An 18,031-nucleotide genomic window follows, 5' to 3' on the forward strand; every position below is an offset into this window, starting at 1 on the left:
GCCAGTCTCAAAATATAGTACAAGTTTTTAATTAATGAGGTGATAGTTGCAAAAATTCAGGAGTCAGAATTAATCAGTAGAGGTCTTAAACCCGCTATTTGTAGAGAAATATTTCACTTAATTCTGACTTTTGACTCCTGAATTCTATTTGCTAAACTAGTCAGTTCACAAATTGTCTGCTAAATTCTGTATTTTAATTGCTTAAAACCTAAATCAATATCTGCCTGTGTATTCATCTTCCATTTTTGAAGGTAATCTTTACGATTTTTCTGATAAAGAACCTCAACGCGCCCCTATCGGGGTGTTTGACAGTGGTGTGGGTGGGTTAACTGTACTGCGACAAATCTACCGCCAACTACCAAACGAATCGATTATTTACTTTGGTGATACAGCCAGACTACCTTACGGTATTCGTTCTCAAGCCGAAATTCTTCAGTTTGTGCGCGAAATTCTCTCCTGGATGCAGCAGCAAAAAGTCAAAATGGTAGTGATGGCTTGTAACACCAGTTCCGCCCTCGCTTTAGAAATTGTCCGTCAAGAATTTAATCTGCCAATTTTGGGTGTAATTCTCCCTGGTGCGAAGGCAGCGGTACAACAAGGTAAGCGCATTGGTGTAATTGCTACGCCAGCTACAGCTAAAAGTAATGCTTATAAGCAAGCAATTCTCGAAATTGACCCAGAAGTACAAGTTTGGCAAGTTGGCTGTCCAGAGTTTGTTCCACTGATTGAGCAGAATCGCATCAACGACCCATACACTACTGAGGTAGCCCGTTCTTATTTAGAGCCTTTACTTCAGCAAGAAATTGATACTTTAGTCTACGGCTGTACTCATTATCCTCATTTAGCGCCAGTACTGCGATCGCTACTTCCTGGCTATGTCAAATTAGTTGACCCGGCTGTTCACGTTGTCAGTGCTTGTTCCCAAGATTTAGAGTTGCTGGGCTTAACTAATACTCACCCACCATTACCAACTCGCTTTGTGGTTAGTGGTTGTCCCCAACAATTTGCTCAGTCCGCAGTCCAATGGCTCGGTCATACCCCATTGGTCGAAGTCGTAGATTTAAATAACACAGTTGTTTCCCAACTCTCATAAAACAGAATGAAGTATGAAGCTTCAGGAATTTCATACTTCATACTTCATACTTCATGTGACTATTGACTTTTGACTATTCACTACCTCAGTTACTTGTGCTGTTACAGATATCTCCTGTTGATGTTTCTCATGATTCTTGGATTTTGAGAAAGAATTCTGAGCAGCAGATTTTTGACTACTACGCTTTGCTAGTGCTAATAATAGATAAACAGTGAATAAATACCCAGCAGCTAAAATAAAAATCATCATAGGCATATTAGCGTAAATCATTGTTCTACCAACTTTTTTCCCCGAAAAATATCAATTTTCATACCATACGTAGAACTTCAACCATACAAGATCATTCTTGATGGTCGCAGTTTGCTATGCTAAATCTGCCGTAGAGTTATGACGCTCTTCGGTCAACCAATTGAACTATTTAATTGAGTTATTTGCAGACAACAAATACCACAACAGTCAACTTGCCCAATGGCATAGTTAGCTGCGCTCCTCAGCAGTTTACTTAGTCTGCATTATTGCTTTTCATACCTCTATGGTAGGATATACCACGACTTCCAGCGCAAGCTGTAAGCCGAAAGCGAACCCCTATAAGGATATTGCTTCACTCCATTCCAAGAAGTTTATCTGCCACGACAAAATTACAAGAAATAATTCTCTTGGTTTTATGCTGTTGGCAATTAGTTATTCTGGATTCAAAACAACATTCAGGTAACACCACCCAAAAGTGCTTTACCTTTACGTTGTCAATACCTGAAAAATTTAAAATCCCTACATTTTAGCGTAACACAATGAACCTGACTTTTAAGCCCAACTTGAGGCTAATTTTTGAATTTTTTAGCAGGCTAAATTCACGGATGCCACAAGTTTTTCTTTGATTAAAAATATTCTTTTTGTCTTATTCGAGCATAAATCATCAAAACCCAACACCCTGTTAATGTAGTTATTATTACTCAGGTTCAGGGATGTTAAATATAAATTTATAGTAAAAATCAAAGATATTCATCAAGAATAATGCTTACTGAATGAGTTCTCCCAATTATTGAATTTTCTTATACTTGTATATATACTTAGAATACTGAAAAAACAGAAAATCCTGAGTCTAGAAAACATAAACCACTCATAGGGAATCATCGCTAGAACCATTGATAAAAATTATGGTCATATGGCAGTGATTTGTCATATTTCTTTGATTAATAAATTCGCATAAACATATAATGGCTCACTTAAAAAGAATTATGCACAAGTTTCTCTGTTAAGAATTGCGGTAGGTGAACCATGCTGTAGTTGCAATTCTCAGATTTCTTTTGGAACTACAGAAATTTTTTTTTCATCAAGTTTAAGACCGCTAAAACAGCCTGTTTGCCTTAACAGTAGGGCAATAGCTGTGATTGTCTCTGGAGCAGAATATCACCAAAAAACAAGTATTCTCTCAGCAAAACTTTGCGCTGGCACATGGTTATCTTAAAATGAGTATAGGATATGTAAACTTTCGTAACCTAAGCCAGAGTCCGGCCATCCATGACCCCAGCTACCTCCCTGTTTACCCCTGTGGAAGCAGATTTGCAAATACTAGCCGATAACCTAAAGCAGCTAGTTGGCAATCGCCATCCCATTCTTTTTGCCGCAGCCGAACATTTATTCGGAGCTGGGGGAAAGCGCATCCGACCAGCGATCGTCCTGCTGATATCGCGGGCGACAATGTTAGAACAAGAAATCACCCAGCGTCACCGCCGTCTAGCCGAAATCACAGAAATGATTCACACGGCCAGCTTAGTGCATGATGATGTGGTAGACGAGTCACAGATGCGCCGTGGCGTAGCGACTGTTCACAGCTTGTTTGGCAATCGCATTGCTGTCCTCGCAGGAGATTTTCTCTTTGCTCAATCATCTTGGTATTTGGCAAATCTGAATAATTTAGAGGTAGTCAAACTCCTCTCAGAAGTAATTATGGATTTGGCGACTGGAGAAATTCAGCAAGGAATGAACCGCTTTGATAGTGGCTTGGCAATAGAAACTTACCTGCAAAAGAGCTATTACAAAACTGCCTCATTAATTGCTAACAGTGCCAAAGCCGCAGGATTACTGAGTGATGTTAGCCCAGAAATCGCCCAGCACTTGTATAACTATGGGCGGAATGTGGGTTTAGCGTTTCAGATAGTGGATGACATCTTAGATTTCACCAGTACTACAGATACTCTAGGTAAACCAGCAGGTTCTGATTTGAAAAGTGGAAACTTGACCGCACCTGTTTTATTCGCCCTAGAAGAAAAACCATATTTAGAAGTGCTGATTGAACGCCAGTTTGCCCAATCACAAGATTTAGAGCAAGCTTTGGCATTGATTCAAGATAGTCAAGGCATACAACAAGCGCGGGAATTAGCCGCACATCACGCTAAATTAGCAGCTGAAGACATTGCGATTCTGCCCCCGTCAGAATCACGCCAAGCCTTAATTGACATTACTGAATATGTGTTGAGTCGGCTTTATTAAAAATTTTTAATCATAAAGTTTTGATGTTGGAGTTGGGAGTGAAAAAAATGGAGATGTATCCAAGAACTCCCAACTCCAAATTTTTTTAAGCAATATCTGGTGGTATTTGTCGGGAAGTTTTTTTGGGTTTGAGGCTTTGTTTTAGCTGTCTTTGAATGGTTTTTTCCAACTGAGAACGCTGGACTTCAAAAGCATGATCTAATGTTCCCGGTGTTTCTAAAAAAACTATGCTATCTACGGGTTCGAGAGCGATTAATTGGAACAAAATATGGGTGACAGCAATGGGTGTGGCCACCACTTGAGGGTCTCGCCCAGCAGATGAAATTAGGGAAACATCCTGTATGGTAGAAAAAGCGTAAATCACCTGCTTCTCCAAACTTGGATCTGCACGGTGGCTCAATGTAGTTAAGACCCAGCTTCCCTCCTTTTGGAGAATATAGTACTGGGAGTGGCGTAATTGTTGAGCGATCGCGCGAAAAGCAGGAGCAATTGCTGTAACAAGATGAGGTGAAATACCATCGCGGGGTGCATTGTCGATCAGCAATTGAATTTGTGTTTCTAAATCCATCATGACTTGTCAACGGCTTTTGGGTAATGGCAATCACAGCAGGTTAAAGTGTGAACAATTCCCGCCAAGTTGGGAATAATAAAATCAGCTATATCCTGAATGCAGGATAGACCTGCGTTTAGCTTCAAGGCAAAACGCGAAAAGCCAATACCTACAGTCGTACAGGTTGTTTCTATATATGTTAGGGTCTTTTAAACACCGAGACTATGAATTCAGCCGCAACCGCAACTATTCCAACCGCAACTTTTCTGGGAGAACATACTATCGGCGTGGAGGTGATCTTTCAACTCCTGTACAAGGAGTTTCGGCAATCAACCAAAGCCTCAGAACAGAATTGCCATGATGTGGCAACACGTATTACTACCGAAGTATACAGAATTTGCAGCGAAAGTAAACGCATCCAAGCTTCCGGTTCAGTAGAAAGCTCCGCCATGACCTTAGCCAGACATCGCCTGCAACAATGTCTGAGGTACTATCAGTTGGGTTCTAATAGAGGCAGAGTTGAATTACACAGTACTCTGAGCGCCATTATTTATCGTTACATTAATCCTCCCCAGAAGCAATTAAGCTATCAAGGGCGGCTGACTATCATAGAAGATTTTCTACAAAGTTTTTATTTAGAAGCATTAAACGCCTTCCGACGCGAGAATCAATTGGGTACTACCTATCGTCCCCAAACTCTGTTGGAATTAGCAGAATATATGGCCTTTACCGAACGCTATGGTAAACGGCGTATTCCCTTACCTGGTCGTCAGCAACAACTGATTATTTTGCGGGCGCAGACTTTCTCTCAACAACAACCCCCCGAAACCAGCGTTGATATTGAACAAGCTGCGGAAGGTAGTTCTGGTGATGGTGATGGTTCTTGGGAAGAACCCGCAGTTCAGCAATTACGTTCTACAATGGCCACACAAGCAGAACCAGAACCCGAAGAAGACACTTTGCGTTCGGTTGTGATTACCGAGTTAATGAGTTATTTGGAGCAGAAACAACAATCTGACTGTGCTGATTATTTCTCTCTCCGACTTAAAGATTTATCCACACAAGAAATTGAGGCAATTTTAAATCTCACTCCTCGTCAGAGAGATTACTTACAACAACGCTTCAAGTATCATTTAATTAGGTTCGCTTTATTACACCGTTGGGAGCTAGTACACGAATGGTTAGAAGCTTCCTTACATACAAATTTGGGGTTGACTCCCCAGCAATGGGAAGCCTACACCTCGCAGCTAGACGAGAAACAACGGTCTTTACTCGACTTAAAACAGCAAGGACAACCCGACGATAAAATTGCTAAAACTCTAGGGTTATCAATGGCACAACTGCAAAAACGCTGGTTTAAGGTTCTGGAACAAGCTTGGGAAATTCGTAACTCATTAGTGTCCGGATCAGGTGCATCTACTCATGAATAGTGACTCAGAATCCTTAAAAAACCAATTACTCACTTGGTTGTTAGCAGATGATGTTAACACCAGTGAATCTAACTTGGTCGAGTTTAAGGAGATAGACGGGGTGGAAAACTCTCTCCAACAAGCAGCCACTTTCGCCAGTGGCGATCTAGAGTTGGGAGGGATACCCCAAAACTTTAAACTGGGAGATATTCCTACTGTGCAAGACCGTTTCCAAGCCGTACTCAAGCGTCGTTTACAAACCGAAATCGAAAACCAACCTCCTTTGTTTCCTTGGGAAACACAATTAATGGAATATCCTGAGCGTTTGGAAGAGCGATCGCTCAGTTTAGTTCCTGCCTGGGGCTGGAAAGCACAACAATCTAGGCTGAATCTGCCAATTAATTTGCCAGAAACAGTTTTCCGCGAATTACTAGAAAAGTGCCAAACACTGTTAACTGCTTCACTGCCTCTGGGAGCTAAATTAGTTCAGGCAGTGGAAAGCTTCTTCCCACAAGAATCTCATACGCTAAATGATATCGCTGGTTTGGTACTGAGAAGTACTTATCGGTCTGCGGATGTTCTCGATCAAAAACTCAATATCGAGAGCGATTACCCAGATTTACAACCGCGTCAACAAATGGCATTGTCTTTAATGGCTGCCAAACAACTGCTAGAAAATTTAAGTCTACCAGTGACACCAAACAGTCCGGTGGTAGAAAGACAATGGTTTACCAGTGAAGGTTTGTTGACTTTGCGGGTTGAATACCAATCTCGTGGTAAACACACTCAGTTACGAGTTGAGGCTGATTTACCCACCAAAGGTATTGTGACATTGCGAGCTGATGGTACTTTGGCAATGGCACAGTCTTCAAGTGCAGGCTGTTTGAATGTTGAATTATCCTGTCAGGAATTTAACCCAACTTATACTTTAGAAGTTGAGTTTCCCGACATCGACGAACAGCCTTTATTGTTTGTGATTAATCCTACAATCTAAGCAAGGTCAAAGACATCTGAGAGATTAAAAAAAATTGTTGTGGTTTTGGAGCTTATCTTTTCATAAGCGATCATTAGGGCTTCTACGTTTTTTTAAACGATCATTAGGGCTAAAACTATGAGACTCCCAAAGAATGCTTCGGGGAGTTACTGCTATCTGAACAAGAATTTCGGCATATTATAGCAGAAGGCAGTCCCGATGAAACAAGTTTCATCGCCAAGCATGAAAGTGGGACAAGCCTTGTTACTCAGCACTCAGCATTTTAAAGTCAGGAGATAAAAGCCAGACTATGCCTGGTATTTGTGCTTTTTAAATTTCCTCACTTATACTTCGACTGCTATATAAGCTACAACTAAGTAGACAGTTTAGCCTTATCAATTTGAAATTTGCAATTTTCAATTGTGTGATTGAACCGTCCAAAATCCAAAATTGTTTGACTGCATCTACACCTGACCTTTTAAATGTTTAACTTATCCAGGATTAATTGGTCTTCGCGTCTACCTATAGTTAATAGTTGGCGACAAAATATCCAGACTGCACCTGTCATGGTGGTGGAAGATTCTGTTTCTCTGCGGGTGCTAGTTTTTGGGTTAATCTTGATGGGAATTGTGGCGGTTGATATTGCCGCCGATACCAAATTTAGTTTTTGGGCAGTACCGCTAAGTGTTGTAGGTGGAATTTGGAGTTACTGCTATCGCCGCAGCCCAAATATTCCAGTGAAGTTCTGCATCGCCATTGGGATGTTAATGGCTTTAGGTGCGTTCTTTGGGAGAGTGTTAGGAGAATTAAATGATACGCGGCTGGCTTTAGCAGAGTTATTAATTCAACTGCAAATACTTCATAGTTTTGATATGCCCAGACGCAAAGATTTGGGCTATTCAATTGTGATTGGTTTGATTTTGTTGGGTGTAGCGGCAACGCTGAGTCAAACTTTGGCTTTTGCCCCTGTATTATTGTTGTTTTTAGCGATCGCCTTACCAACTTTAGTCTTAAATTACCGTTCCCAAATCGGGTTAGATGAGTCAAAAGTTAAAAGGGAAAAGGCAAAAGAATCACAATTAAAATCATATTTACTTTTTTACTTTTTACTTTTTACTTTAATTGTGGGGCTAGGGTTAGGAATTTTTGCTGTTCTACCCCGGTTCCCTGGTTATCAATTACGAACATTTCCCGTTAGTTCGCCGATTGAAGTTAAGGGCAGTTTTACAGGACGCAGTATTATTAATCCTGGTTATGTGCGTCAAAGTAATGCTGAAAATCAAGGCAATGGTACAGAAAACAGCCAAAATGGTCAACCAGGAAAAATCAACGATAGCTTTTATTATGGCTTTAATAGCCAAATGAATCAAAACCTGCGGGGAAGTATGACATCCAAGGTGGTGATGCGGGTGCGATCGCAGGTGGAAGGTTTTTGGCGGGTTTTAGCATTTGATCGCTACACAGGTAAGGGTTGGGAAATTTCTCGCAATGATGATGTTACTACCCTCAAGCGATCGCCTTGGTCATATCAAATTTATCTGTCTCCACCTCCTACCACTGCTAAAACCAGAGAAGTTGTACAAACCTATACAGTGGTGGCAGATTTGCCGAATTTGATTCCGGCAATGTCTTACCCCAAAGAAATTTACTTTCCCACACCGATTATTGCTGTTGATCAAGAAAATGGACTGCGCTCGCCAGTGGCTTTAGCGGAAGACTTGACTTATACAGTCATTTCAGAAGTACCTTACCGCGATCGGACTTTGTTAGGTAAAGCTACTACTAACTATCCAAAAAACATTACAAAATACTATCTGCAAATTCCGCCAGAAATTGCGTCCAAAGTCCGCAAATTAACAGAAGAAATTCTGGCGAATTACAATCGCAACAATGTATCTAAGGTGTCAAAAACTTTAGATGCAACTTATGAAAAGGTACTTTATCTAGCCCAATACCTCAAGCAAAATTATTCGATTCCCCAAAATCCCTTTGAGTTTCCATATTTGGGAGACAAAGAAGATTTAGTAGAAGCTTTCTTATTTAAATATAAAGGCGGCTATCCAGACCATTTCTCAACTGTGTTAACAGTGATGCTGCGCTCGATTGGGATTCCCGCACGGTTAGTGGCGGGGTTTGGTTCCGGCGAATTTAATCCTTTTACGGGAATGTATGTTGTCCGTAACACCGATGCTTACGCGATGACAGAAGTTTACTTTCCTAAATATGGTTGGTTTACCTTTGACCCCATTCCTAATCATCCCTTAATTCCCCCTTCTGTTGAAGACTCCCAAACCTTTAGCGTTTTACGTCAGTTTTGGAATTGGGTGGCTGGGTGGCTACCTTCCCCTGTGACTGGCTTCTTTAACACGTTCTTTGGGACAATTTTTAGTTGGATATTTAAAGCGATCGCTTGGTTTTTTGCTTTATTCGCTCAAGGTTGGCTGGGTGTGTTAACTGGTTTAACTTTGGGAACTACTATCGCTTTCTTTGGCTGGCTAGGTTGGGTACAGTGGCGGAAATGGTTAAAGAGTCGGTGGTTAAGTAAATTGCCACCAATGGAAAGGCTTTATCAACAAATGCTGCAATGGACTTCAACTCAAGGTCTGGGTAAGCATCCGTCACAAACACCCCTAGAATATGTCCAAGTTTCATATCAACACCATCTACCAGCCACAGCCCAAGTCATTGATGAAATCAGTCAGGCTTATGTGAGTTGGCGCTATGGTGGACAGACTCCCAACTTGCAACAATTACGCCAAAAGTGGCAAGAAATCAAAAAAAGTCACAAGAGGTAAGAGTGCGGAGGGGAGAATCTTCCCCAATTCCCTGCTCCCTGCCCCTTGTCTCCCCATACTCCCCACACTCCCCACACTCCCCCCAACAGCCATAGATTAATTTCTCACAATTACGCATGTGTCTAGGGGAAGATTTTCAGTATATTTGGCAGAGAAACAGCTAAAAAAAGCATTGTTTGTCTAAAAACTAAAGCAAGCTAGATGTGATGCGTTGTAACTCCAGTTTTTTAGGGATAACATGGAAATAAAATCCTTACTGGATTCTCGTACCACATTTAGTCTCAGTTAATTTATGGACATTCAATTAATAAATATCGGTTTCGGCAACATTGTCTCGGCTAACAAAGTAGTTGCGATCGTCAGTCCAGAATCTGCGCCAATTAAGCGGATTATCACCGATGCGCGGGAAAAAAACCAGCTGATTGATGCCACTTATGGTCGTCGGACAAGGGCTGTAATTATCACCGATTCTAACCATGTAATCCTTTCCGCAATTCAGCCAGAAACGGTAGCAAATCGATTCGTGATTTCCCGCGATCACCATACTGTAGATAATTAACCAAGGATAGTTGACAAAGGACTATTCTATTTGCACCATATCGGCAGTACTATGTGAATTAGACTGGTTTTCTGTCACCAGTGCTACAAATTCGTTAGTCGAGGTCAGCCTGACAACGAACAGAAACTCACAAATCATGATTGTTGATTAATTCACAGGTTGAACGGATGATGCAAGTTTTACCCATCCAGACTAGTGCTACTACCACAGAATGCCCACCTACAGGCAAGTTAATTGTTTTAACTGGCCCTAGTGGAGTTGGCAAAGGCACCTTAATGCGATCGCTGTTGCAGCGTCATCCGCAACTGTATTACTCTGTATCCGTAACCACTCGTTCTCCTCGCCCTGGAGAAATTGATGGCAAAAATTATTACTTTATTAACCGTAGTAAGTTTGAACAACTGGTTGCTCAAGGTGAATTTTTAGAGTGGGCGGAATTTGCGGGGAATTATTACGGTACTCCGCGAGAAACTGTAGTCAATCAAATTCAATCTGGTAAGTTAGTAGTGCTGGAAATTGAGTTAGAAGGGGCAAGACAAATTCGCGCTTCCTTTCCTAATGCTCTCAGCATTTTTATTTTGCCGCCTTCTTTTGAAGAATTAGAAAAACGGATACGAGGTCGTGGACAGGATTCTGAAGAATCGATTTCCCGTCGCCTAGTCCGCGCCAAGGCAGAAATTGCAGCTGCTGATGAATTTGATATTCAAATTGTCAATGACGATTTTGAAATGGCACTTGCAGCGATTGAAGCAGCGATATTTGAATAATCACACCCAAGCATTTTTAGCACCAAATAATTAAGGACACATAATCTTATGTGTCCTTAATTATTTGATGAATATCCATTTTTTTGATAATGTGACTTTTAAAAAACTAGTTTCTAGCCTCTAGCCCCTTATCCCTCATAGTTTGGCAAGTGGTAATCAGTAATTAGAAAGCTATGATCTCCAGTTATTTAATTTAATTAACAACTTGATGATGAAAAACTTTGACTAATCACTAATTACCAATTACCAATTACCAATTAGCCGATTAAGCCTTGAATGAGTGCGATATTGCTAGTTAAGAAGTAAGCAACTACTGCACCACCAATGCCACCGATTAAGAAAGCACTAGCAAAGTTATTCCAGCCTTCTTTAGATAGGAAAGCATCTGGAGGGTTGGGTGCTGTCACGCTAGCAAGGGCTTTGGGGGGGTTGCTATTGGCATACAAAGATAAAGCACCTGTGAGCAGAATTACTAGGGCGATCGCACTTAATAAGCCTGCTAAGTTAGCGTTTTCTGCATTACGCAGGGGGCCATATTTAGCGAAGGGGCCAAATATCCAATAGCCATGTGCCATACCAACTTCTAGCCCACGTCTGAAAGGAGTTAAACCTGGACGATAAGCTGGCAAGTTATTGATGAACCACTTGATTGCGGGAGAAGAATTAACTGGGGTTTCGAGATTACCCCACTGAGGATCGCCACCTGCGGGAAACACTACTTCTCTGTTTCTCACATCGCTGGGCAAATCTTTGGATGCGTCTACTGCTTGCGCCATAATTTTATGTTCGCCTCTCAATTACATAAGCAACAGTTTAAAATCCCAATGCTTTGGTTATGGCAATGGGTGGAACAGTAGGTCTGGGAAAAAGCGGTTAAACTCAATCAAAATGCCTGCTGTAATTGTCAGCCAGATTGTAGCAGCCACTGGTGCTGTGGAAATAAATTTAATCAAATAGGATGATTGATCGCCTTTTTCAGCCATGTATTTAATCTCCAAAACAATGAATCAGTTAAGCAAAACCTAACGAGGAGAAACGGGGATCTCAGAATCTTTAGCAGTTAATTCGCCAGAAAGGAATTCTTTCAAAGCGGCTGCTGGCCAAGCAAAACCTGTGGCAATTAGGGGTAATGCCAAAGCCAAATCGATTTGGATTTCTTTTTGTTCGGTGTCAGATTCTTTTCTCACTGCGATTAGGTAAGCACGACCTACCCAACCAATCCAGCCAGCAATGTAGAGAAATAGAATGCTGGGAATCAAAAAGTCACCAGCGCGGTCTAGACGACCATCAACAATCAAGTGAGGATAGCCTTCAGGGCCACAGAGTGCTTGAGAGTATCGCTCAAATCTCTTTTGACCGGATTGGGGATCGGCAGTTGTATTTCGGGCGTTTTTAGCTAGTGCTTGAAATGCGGGGTTGTCTTGGCAGGGTGTAAGATTAGCCCCTAGAGCTTTCGCTGGTGGAGCAAAATTGAACCAAAGACAAATCGCTAAAATCAAAGCAAACAATCGTCGCATGGAGTTGTTTCCTTTTATTACAAAAGAAAAAGTTTTTTGTACAAAACGAAGCGGCTTGTACATTCTTTATTTGGCTAACTAGCAAGTCATCATACTCTTGCCTGGGAACCGAGTAAAGTTTAAGTAAATAAAAGTTAAAGCTTCTCAAACAAATCGTTATCTAGTAGAACCCTCAGATGGCAAATGTTTTAGCAATCGAAACCAGTTGTGATGAAACTGCCGTCGCAATTGTTAACAATCGTCAAGTTCGCAGTAGTATTATCGCGTCCCAAATTCCGTTTCATCAGCAGTATGGTGGAGTGGTACCAGAGGTGGCATCACGCCAGCATTTAGAGACGATCAACCAAGCGATCGCCCAAGCTCTGGAACAGGCTGGGTTAGGCTGGTCAAAAATCGATGGCATCGCCGCCACTTGCGCCCCTGGTCTGGTGGGAGCATTATTGGTGGGGTTAACTGCTGCCAAAACTTTAGCGATCGTACACAATAAACCATTTTTGGGAGTCCATCACCTCGAAGGCCACATTTACGCGACTTACTTGAGTGAGCCAACTTTAGATCCCCCTTTTCTTAGCTTACTGGTTTCAGGCGGACATACAAGCTTGATTTATGTTAAAGACTGTGGTAGCTACGAAACCCTGGGTGAAACGCGTGATGATGCGGCAGGGGAAGCTTTTGATAAGGTGGCACGCTTGTTAAATCTAGGTTATCCAGGTGGCCCTGTAATTGACAGGTTAGCACAGCAGGGTGATCCCCAAGCTTTTGCCTTGCCAGAAGGAAAAGTTTCGCTGCCCAGTGGAGGATTTCATCGCTATGATGGCAGTTTTAGTGGCTTAAAGACAGCCGTACTCAGGTTAGTACAGCAATTTGACAAAGATGGTGGGCAAGTGCCTGTAGCAGACTTAGCCGCTAGTTTTCAGGTAACTGTAGCCAAGGCACTCACTAAAAGAGCGATCGCTTGCGCCCTGGACTATGGTCTCAATACCATTGCTGTAGGTGGTGGAGTAGCAGCAAATAGCGGCTTGAGACAGCACTTGCAAGCCGCCGCCAGTGAACATAAGCTGCGTGTTTTATTCCCACCCCTGAAATTTTGTACCGATAACGCCGCCATGATTGCCTGCGCCGCATCTGACCATTTATCTCGCGGTCATATCTCACCCTTGACCTTGGGTGTGGAATCGAGATTATCTCTGGGTCAGGTGATGAAGTTGTATCAGGTATAATGGTTATTTGTGCTTTGTCAATGGTTATGTGTTCTTTATCCAAAACTCTTGACCATTGACTATTGCCCGGATATGGCTGGCAACGGCATCTGGTTGTTCTAACATGGCTAAATGTCCACAATTAGGAATTTCAATCACATTGTCACCACAGTATTGAAAAAGCCGATGAAAGCTGGCTAAATGGCGAACATACTTGGGTTCCATGACCTTATCATCGGCACCAGCCAAAAAATATACAGGCTGCTTTAATTGCGAGACCAACTGGGGTAAGCGATTTACTTCTTCTTCGGTTGTGGAATCTAATAACGCTCCCAACGCTGCTTCTGGGTCAGCAACCACAAAATCTATCACCCGTTGACGCGCCCAGTAACGGTCTAAAGGGCGGGCTACACTGGCTCTAGTAAACAGCAAATCAATCAAAGGTACTTGGGATAGCCAGCGCGGACGAACTTGTAAAAATCGCTGACCTGCTGAACGAAATTGTTCAAATGCTTCCTTGAGATAAATACCACCACCAGCGTTGATACAGATTACACCTTGAACCACATCAGGTAGTAAGGCAGCCGCCCAAAGTGCGATCGTCCCGCCCAACGAATGCCCAATCAACCAAGCACTAGTAATATTTAGCTCTTGTAATAAAGCTGCTAAATCTTGAGCATAAGCAGTTGGTGTATACAGAGAATCAAATTGGGAACTAGAACTATCCAACAATTGGGATGTCAAACCAACAGTACTTTGTAAAAGATTTACATCAGTTTCAGCATGAGATTGGGACTCACCAAAACCGCGTAAATCATAAGATAAACACTGTAAATCTACGGACAGACGGGAAATCACAGGTTGCCAGTACCCACGACTATTTAGCCAACCGTGGATGAATACCAAAGCATGGGGGCAAGCAGTGGGAGCCGTTAACTCGTATGCGTGTGGAACGCCTAAGATTTCTATGGTTGCCATATTTATATCGTACCTCCAAGCATGGGTACGACTAAATACAGAACCGAAAATGTATAGAGGGATGAGGGGCTAGAGTTTAGGGACTAGAAGCTAGGGGTTAGAGGCTAGAAGTTAGTGTTTTACTTAACACTCATCCGGTTCAAGTCGTTAATTACAAAAAGCGGTTTGACGCAGAATTTTATCTACCCACAGATTCATTCACACAACCTGTCTCTATCAATTCCCAATTTATTTTTCCCAGAAACAATCTCGTCTCTAGCCCCTAGCCTCTAGTCTCTAATTTGACACTAGCGAATTATTTCCCCAACAAACGCTGTCGGACTCCTTCAGCAATTTTGTGTCCGAGATATTCAGGAATCAAGCTTTCATTTGGCCCCAACAAATAGAGAATCAGTCGCGTGCGTCCTCGCCAAACCAACAAATTCGCGTTAACTACTAGCAAATCTTCCTGCCAGATAGCGTACATCACTTTATAAAACAATCCTGGTTGATTATCGGCTTCAATTACCAAAGCCGGCAGATGAAATACTGGATCGACATAAAACTCAGTTTGTACTTGTTCTAAGCCAGCATCTAAATTAAATTCTACGGCCAGCATTTCTTCGACTTCAAACCGCCCTCCTAAAGCCTCTCGAATTGCCCGACAGACATTTTCTGCGGTTTTCTCTGTCAAAGCTTTGCTACCGCGAGAGACCAAAAGTTTGATGAAAACTAACATCGGTGGTCGAATTTGACCGTACAGGCTCAGACCGTGGATAGTCAAGCCATAAGCTGCCAGCACACCAAAAATATCACTGAGGAGAAAGGACTGGTTACGGTAAGCAAAATGCAGCGCACTTTTACTACCTTCCGGCTTCAACTCGATAACGGCACGTCTGGTTTTATAAAGACGGTAAGCTAATCGGAGATTTTGCAGTTGAATCTCACTGCTGACAAATTGCTCATAAAACTGGGGAAACGCTCGGTTAAAGCGTTTTAGGAGTTCCAGTGTCGAAGATTTTAAACCAGAAGCCATTGTTGGGGGTAAGACTCGCTTGCTGTTTTCACCTGGGGGCTGCGGACTGGGTGCTAGTAATAAACATTATTCCCAACACCCAGTACTTAATAGCCAATATTCATATATAAAATTGACTCTCAAAACTTTGCCTTTTGGGGAATTTTCCCTGGACTTTACAACAAAATGCTAAAGTTGAAAATGATTGGTACAAAACACACGATAAAAAGCTGTTGCCATTAATGATCCCAACAAAATCTGAAAAACTCAGGGTGTGGGTTGTAAAGATGGCATTGGCTTGATAAAACGTGTATCATCTCTTTAAAAGAGTGGTAGCCAATTCAGTTATACTACCCGAACCACGTTGGCATGGGTTTTTGGAAAACTTGGTTTAGTACTCCTGAATCTGTAACGACAAATAGAGCAACTTCCTTTGAAGAGCATACAGGGGAATTTGGTAACTCTAGTGCTAATGGCGAGGCGGCGCGGAACGCGGAACGCATTGTTTTCAGCACTGAGAGAGATATTGACTTGTATGAATTAGAAGAACTGTGTGATGCAGTTGGTTGGTCACGTCGTCCTTTGCGAAAAGTGAAAAAAGCCATAGAGCATAGTTTTCTCGTTGCCTCAATGTGGCAAGTACGAGGAAACCAACGTCGGCTTATTGGTTTTGCACGCGCTACCTCAGATCATGCTTTTAATGCCACGATTTGGGATGTAGTAGTTCATCCAGACTTTCAAGGTAAAGGGCTGGGTAAAGCTCTAATGAAATACGTACTCAAAAAACTCAGAAGTGAAGAAATCAGTAATGTCACTCTCTTTGCTGATCCCCATGTAGTTGATTTTTATAGGAGTATGGGTTTTATGGCAGACCCTGAAGGCATTAAGGGAATGTTTTGGTATCCTCACTAAAATATTGTGAATAGAGGCTAGGGGCTAGAGTTTAGAGATTAGTATTTTTACTCAACACTTGCCACTTATCGCTTTTTCAGAGTTTCTTAATACATAACCTTTGACCTTAAATTAAGGTGAATGGTTGGCAAATAGATGTTAAGCCTGCTATAATGGCGAAGGTTGTGTGTTAAGTTAAATGTCTGGTAATGTGAAAAGCAAAGTCAGTCGCACCCAGCTAAAAAATCCGGGATGTAGCGCAGCTTGGTAGCGCGCCTGCTTTGGGAGCAGGATGCCGCAGGTTCAAATCCTGTCATCCCGATTTGATTAATCTAAATTTAATAAATTGCTTATTGAAATATCCTATCTATGAGTAATTACACAGATAGGATATTTCTTTATATTTTTAAGTTGTAATTAGAATTTACTATCTTTGAAGTGGAAAATTTTTTTTGGCAGGGGAATTGTGTACTAAGTTTAACAATTAGATTGTAGATACTACAGAAAACAGTAATTTAGTTTTTTTGGTTTTGCCAAAAGCTGAGGAATTATATCTTGAATAGTAAAATCAGCCGAGAATAAGTCTAGGTATGGATTTAGGCAATGATATAGGCAATAAATAAATGGAACGAATTATTTTGCGATCGCGTCACTGGTTTTTGAGAAAGACAATAAAATGGCATTAATCATCTCAACGGTAGGCAAAAGTTTTCATTTTTTGAGAGCAGTCTATAATAGGCATCTATAATTCTTGTGCAGGAATCAGGTAAAGCTAAATAACAAAATCAGGTTGCAGCACAGTTGACTGCGACAAAACTAGTTTAGGAGTTCTCAAGAATTTAGAAATCTCCCATTTTGCGAGTTGATTGTGACCATTTAACAGCCATTGTGGCGTTTTTACATCTCAAATGGATTGCTATATAACTAAAACAAGTTAGTGCTGTGCAAATCCAACCAATTAGTCTGATTTAATTAAAAACCATTGACGCGAGGAGTAGTCATGAAAGCATTAGTTCGCTGGGGCGCAACATTGGGTTTAATCGGGAGTACTCTGTTAGGCACAGTTTTTGTCGGTAATCTCCCAGTGCTGGCATTGTCAGAACAACAAATCAAAGAAAAACTAGACTCAGTACCAGTGTATCTAATTACCAATGATAAAGGATTACCTTTGAGCCGTCCTTTACCAGAAAATCAAGATGGTAAGAAACTGGGTGGTTCAGTCACTGGTGTGTATCTCAGCCGTCAAGAAGCGCAGGCTTTTATTAATCAACTGCGGACTACCAACGCTAACGATCCCAAAATGGCAGAAATTGTCAAGAGTCTCCAGGTGACAGCTGTACCGTTGGGAATTATTTATCAGCAGTTGCAACAAACCAAAAACCAACCTAACCGTTTGGTATTTGCTTTTAAACCAGTAGATCAGGATGTCAAAGGCGCACTAGAATTATTGAACCAAAGCGGTCAAAAAGTAGATCAGTTTCGGAGTGTGCCTATTTTTGCAGTTCGCTTTGCACCAGATCAAGGCTATGTACCCATTAAACTGACAAACGACAAAGAACAAGTTGTACCTTTGTTTGTGAGTAAGCAAGATGCCCAAGGTTTGTTAAACCAAGTCAAACCCAAATATCCCAAGGCGGATATTCAGGTTATAGACATAGATGGCGTAATCAAGACTTTGCAAGATAAGAACGAAGATTGGCTCAAGCAAGTGGTGTTAGTGCCTTCTCAAGAATCCAGAGAGTATATTCGGACTTTACCTAGAAATTCTGGTAATAGCGGGAATAACAATGCCCAACCTGCAAAGCCAAAACGTTAA

The 18,031-nt window shown here is 41.7% G+C and carries 17 protein-coding genes and 1 tRNA gene; 11 read left to right on the plus strand and 7 right to left on the minus strand.

The window, feature by feature from the left end; all coding sequences use genetic code 11:
- Positions 1 to 226 precede the first annotated feature (226 nt).
- Positions 227 to 1,093 carry a glutamate racemase gene (gene murI / locus ACX27_RS26005; RefSeq protein ID WP_062296687.1) on the plus strand — a complete coding sequence of 289 codons (867 nt, stop codon included), beginning with the start codon at positions 227 to 229 and terminating at the stop codon, positions 1,091 to 1,093.
- A 51-nt stretch (positions 1,094 to 1,144) separates the two neighbouring features.
- On the opposite strand, the gene ACX27_RS34445 is transcribed toward murI, so the two are convergent.
- Complete coding sequence (locus tag ACX27_RS34445; protein ID WP_062296689.1) at positions 1,145 to 1,363, minus strand: hypothetical protein; 219 nt, start codon at positions 1,361 to 1,363, stop codon at positions 1,145 to 1,147.
- Positions 1,364 to 2,611: 1,248 nt separating this feature from the next.
- On the opposite strand from ACX27_RS34445, the gene sds reads away from it, so the two are divergent.
- Positions 2,612 to 3,583, plus strand: a complete 972-nt coding sequence (gene sds, locus ACX27_RS26015) for a solanesyl diphosphate synthase (protein ID WP_062296691.1) — start codon at positions 2,612 to 2,614, stop codon at positions 3,581 to 3,583.
- An 85-nt stretch (positions 3,584 to 3,668) separates the two neighbouring features.
- Here sds and ACX27_RS26020 read toward each other — a convergent pair whose 3' ends face one another.
- On the minus strand, positions 3,669 to 4,151 hold the full coding sequence (locus ACX27_RS26020; RefSeq protein ID WP_062296693.1) for a hypothetical protein: 483 nt from the start codon (positions 4,149 to 4,151) through the stop codon (positions 3,669 to 3,671).
- Between the two features lie 206 nt (positions 4,152 to 4,357).
- Between ACX27_RS26020 and hetZ the strand changes: the two genes are divergently transcribed.
- The 5 genes from hetZ (at position 4,358) to gmk (ending at position 10,636) form a co-directional block, all read left to right on the plus strand.
- Positions 4,358 to 5,563 carry a heterocyst differentiation protein HetZ gene (gene hetZ, locus ACX27_RS26025; protein WP_062296694.1) on the plus strand — a complete coding sequence of 402 codons (1,206 nt, stop codon included), beginning with the start codon at positions 4,358 to 4,360 and terminating at the stop codon, positions 5,561 to 5,563.
- Positions 5,556 to 6,536 carry a hypothetical protein gene (locus ACX27_RS26030; RefSeq protein WP_062296696.1) on the plus strand — a complete coding sequence of 327 codons (981 nt, stop codon included), beginning with the start codon at positions 5,556 to 5,558 and terminating at the stop codon, positions 6,534 to 6,536. The genes hetZ and ACX27_RS26030 overlap by 8 nt, the downstream gene beginning before the upstream one ends.
- A gap of 461 nt (positions 6,537 to 6,997) precedes the next feature.
- Entirely contained in the window at positions 6,998 to 9,310 is a 2,313-nt protein-coding gene (locus tag ACX27_RS26035) for a transglutaminase TgpA family protein (RefSeq protein WP_200929870.1), read from the plus strand.
- 292 nt (positions 9,311 to 9,602) lie between these two features.
- Positions 9,603 to 9,869 (plus strand): extracellular matrix/biofilm regulator RemA, encoded by a 267-nt coding sequence (gene remA, locus ACX27_RS26040; RefSeq protein ID WP_062296698.1) that lies wholly within the window; start codon positions 9,603 to 9,605, stop codon positions 9,867 to 9,869.
- 167 nt (positions 9,870 to 10,036) lie between these two features.
- Positions 10,037 to 10,636 carry a guanylate kinase gene (gene gmk, locus ACX27_RS26045; RefSeq protein ID WP_062296700.1) on the plus strand — a complete coding sequence of 200 codons (600 nt, stop codon included), beginning with the start codon at positions 10,037 to 10,039 and terminating at the stop codon, positions 10,634 to 10,636.
- Positions 10,637 to 10,893: 257 nt separating this feature from the next.
- Here gmk and ACX27_RS26050 read toward each other — a convergent pair whose 3' ends face one another.
- Genes ACX27_RS26050 through ACX27_RS26060 form a run of 3 tightly spaced genes read right to left on the minus strand, consistent with a single transcriptional unit; the run spans position 10,894 to position 12,153 of the window.
- Positions 10,894 to 11,412: a photosystem I reaction center protein subunit XI gene (locus tag ACX27_RS26050; RefSeq protein WP_062296703.1), complete on the minus strand. Its 519-nt coding sequence runs from the start codon at positions 11,410 to 11,412 to the stop codon at positions 10,894 to 10,896.
- A gap of 57 nt (positions 11,413 to 11,469) precedes the next feature.
- On the minus strand, positions 11,470 to 11,619 hold the full coding sequence (gene psaJ, locus ACX27_RS26055) for a photosystem I reaction center subunit IX (protein ID WP_062296705.1): 150 nt from the start codon (positions 11,617 to 11,619) through the stop codon (positions 11,470 to 11,472).
- Positions 11,620 to 11,658: 39 nt separating this feature from the next.
- Positions 11,659 to 12,153, minus strand: coding sequence for a Photosystem I reaction center subunit III (locus ACX27_RS26060; protein ID WP_062298584.1), 495 nt, complete (start codon positions 12,151 to 12,153; stop codon positions 11,659 to 11,661).
- A gap of 176 nt (positions 12,154 to 12,329) precedes the next feature.
- On the opposite strand from ACX27_RS26060, the gene tsaD reads away from it, so the two are divergent.
- Positions 12,330 to 13,373, plus strand: coding sequence for a tRNA (adenosine(37)-N6)-threonylcarbamoyltransferase complex transferase subunit TsaD (gene tsaD, locus ACX27_RS26065; RefSeq protein ID WP_062296707.1), 1,044 nt, complete (start codon positions 12,330 to 12,332; stop codon positions 13,371 to 13,373).
- 24 nt (positions 13,374 to 13,397) lie between these two features.
- Here tsaD and ACX27_RS26070 read toward each other — a convergent pair whose 3' ends face one another.
- Both ACX27_RS26070 and ACX27_RS26075 read right to left on the minus strand, forming a co-directional pair.
- The gene (locus ACX27_RS26070; protein ID WP_062296709.1) at positions 13,398 to 14,330 is read right to left on the minus strand and encodes an alpha/beta fold hydrolase; all 933 of its coding nucleotides are present in this window, start codon (positions 14,328 to 14,330) and stop codon (positions 13,398 to 13,400) included.
- Between the two features lie 295 nt (positions 14,331 to 14,625).
- Positions 14,626 to 15,345, minus strand: coding sequence for a hypothetical protein (locus ACX27_RS26075; RefSeq protein ID WP_062296711.1), 720 nt, complete (start codon positions 15,343 to 15,345; stop codon positions 14,626 to 14,628).
- Positions 15,346 to 15,693: 348 nt separating this feature from the next.
- On the opposite strand from ACX27_RS26075, the gene ACX27_RS26080 reads away from it, so the two are divergent.
- The 3 genes from ACX27_RS26080 to ACX27_RS26090 all read left to right on the plus strand — a co-directional run bounded on the left by ACX27_RS26080 (position 15,694) and on the right by ACX27_RS26090 (position 18,031).
- The gene (locus tag ACX27_RS26080) at positions 15,694 to 16,236 is read left to right on the plus strand and encodes a GNAT family N-acetyltransferase (protein WP_062296713.1); all 543 of its coding nucleotides are present in this window, start codon (positions 15,694 to 15,696) and stop codon (positions 16,234 to 16,236) included.
- 227 nt (positions 16,237 to 16,463) lie between these two features.
- Positions 16,464 to 16,537: transfer RNA gene (locus tag ACX27_RS26085), tRNA-Pro, on the plus strand.
- A gap of 678 nt (positions 16,538 to 17,215) precedes the next feature.
- Positions 17,216 to 18,031 (plus strand): Tic22 family protein, encoded by an 816-nt coding sequence (locus ACX27_RS26090; protein ID WP_062296715.1) that lies wholly within the window; start codon positions 17,216 to 17,218, stop codon positions 18,029 to 18,031.

The sequence above is a fragment of the Nostoc piscinale CENA21 genome, assembly GCF_001298445.1.
Classification (GTDB): Bacteria; Cyanobacteriota; Cyanobacteriia; order Cyanobacteriales; family Nostocaceae; genus Nostoc_B; species Nostoc_B piscinale_A.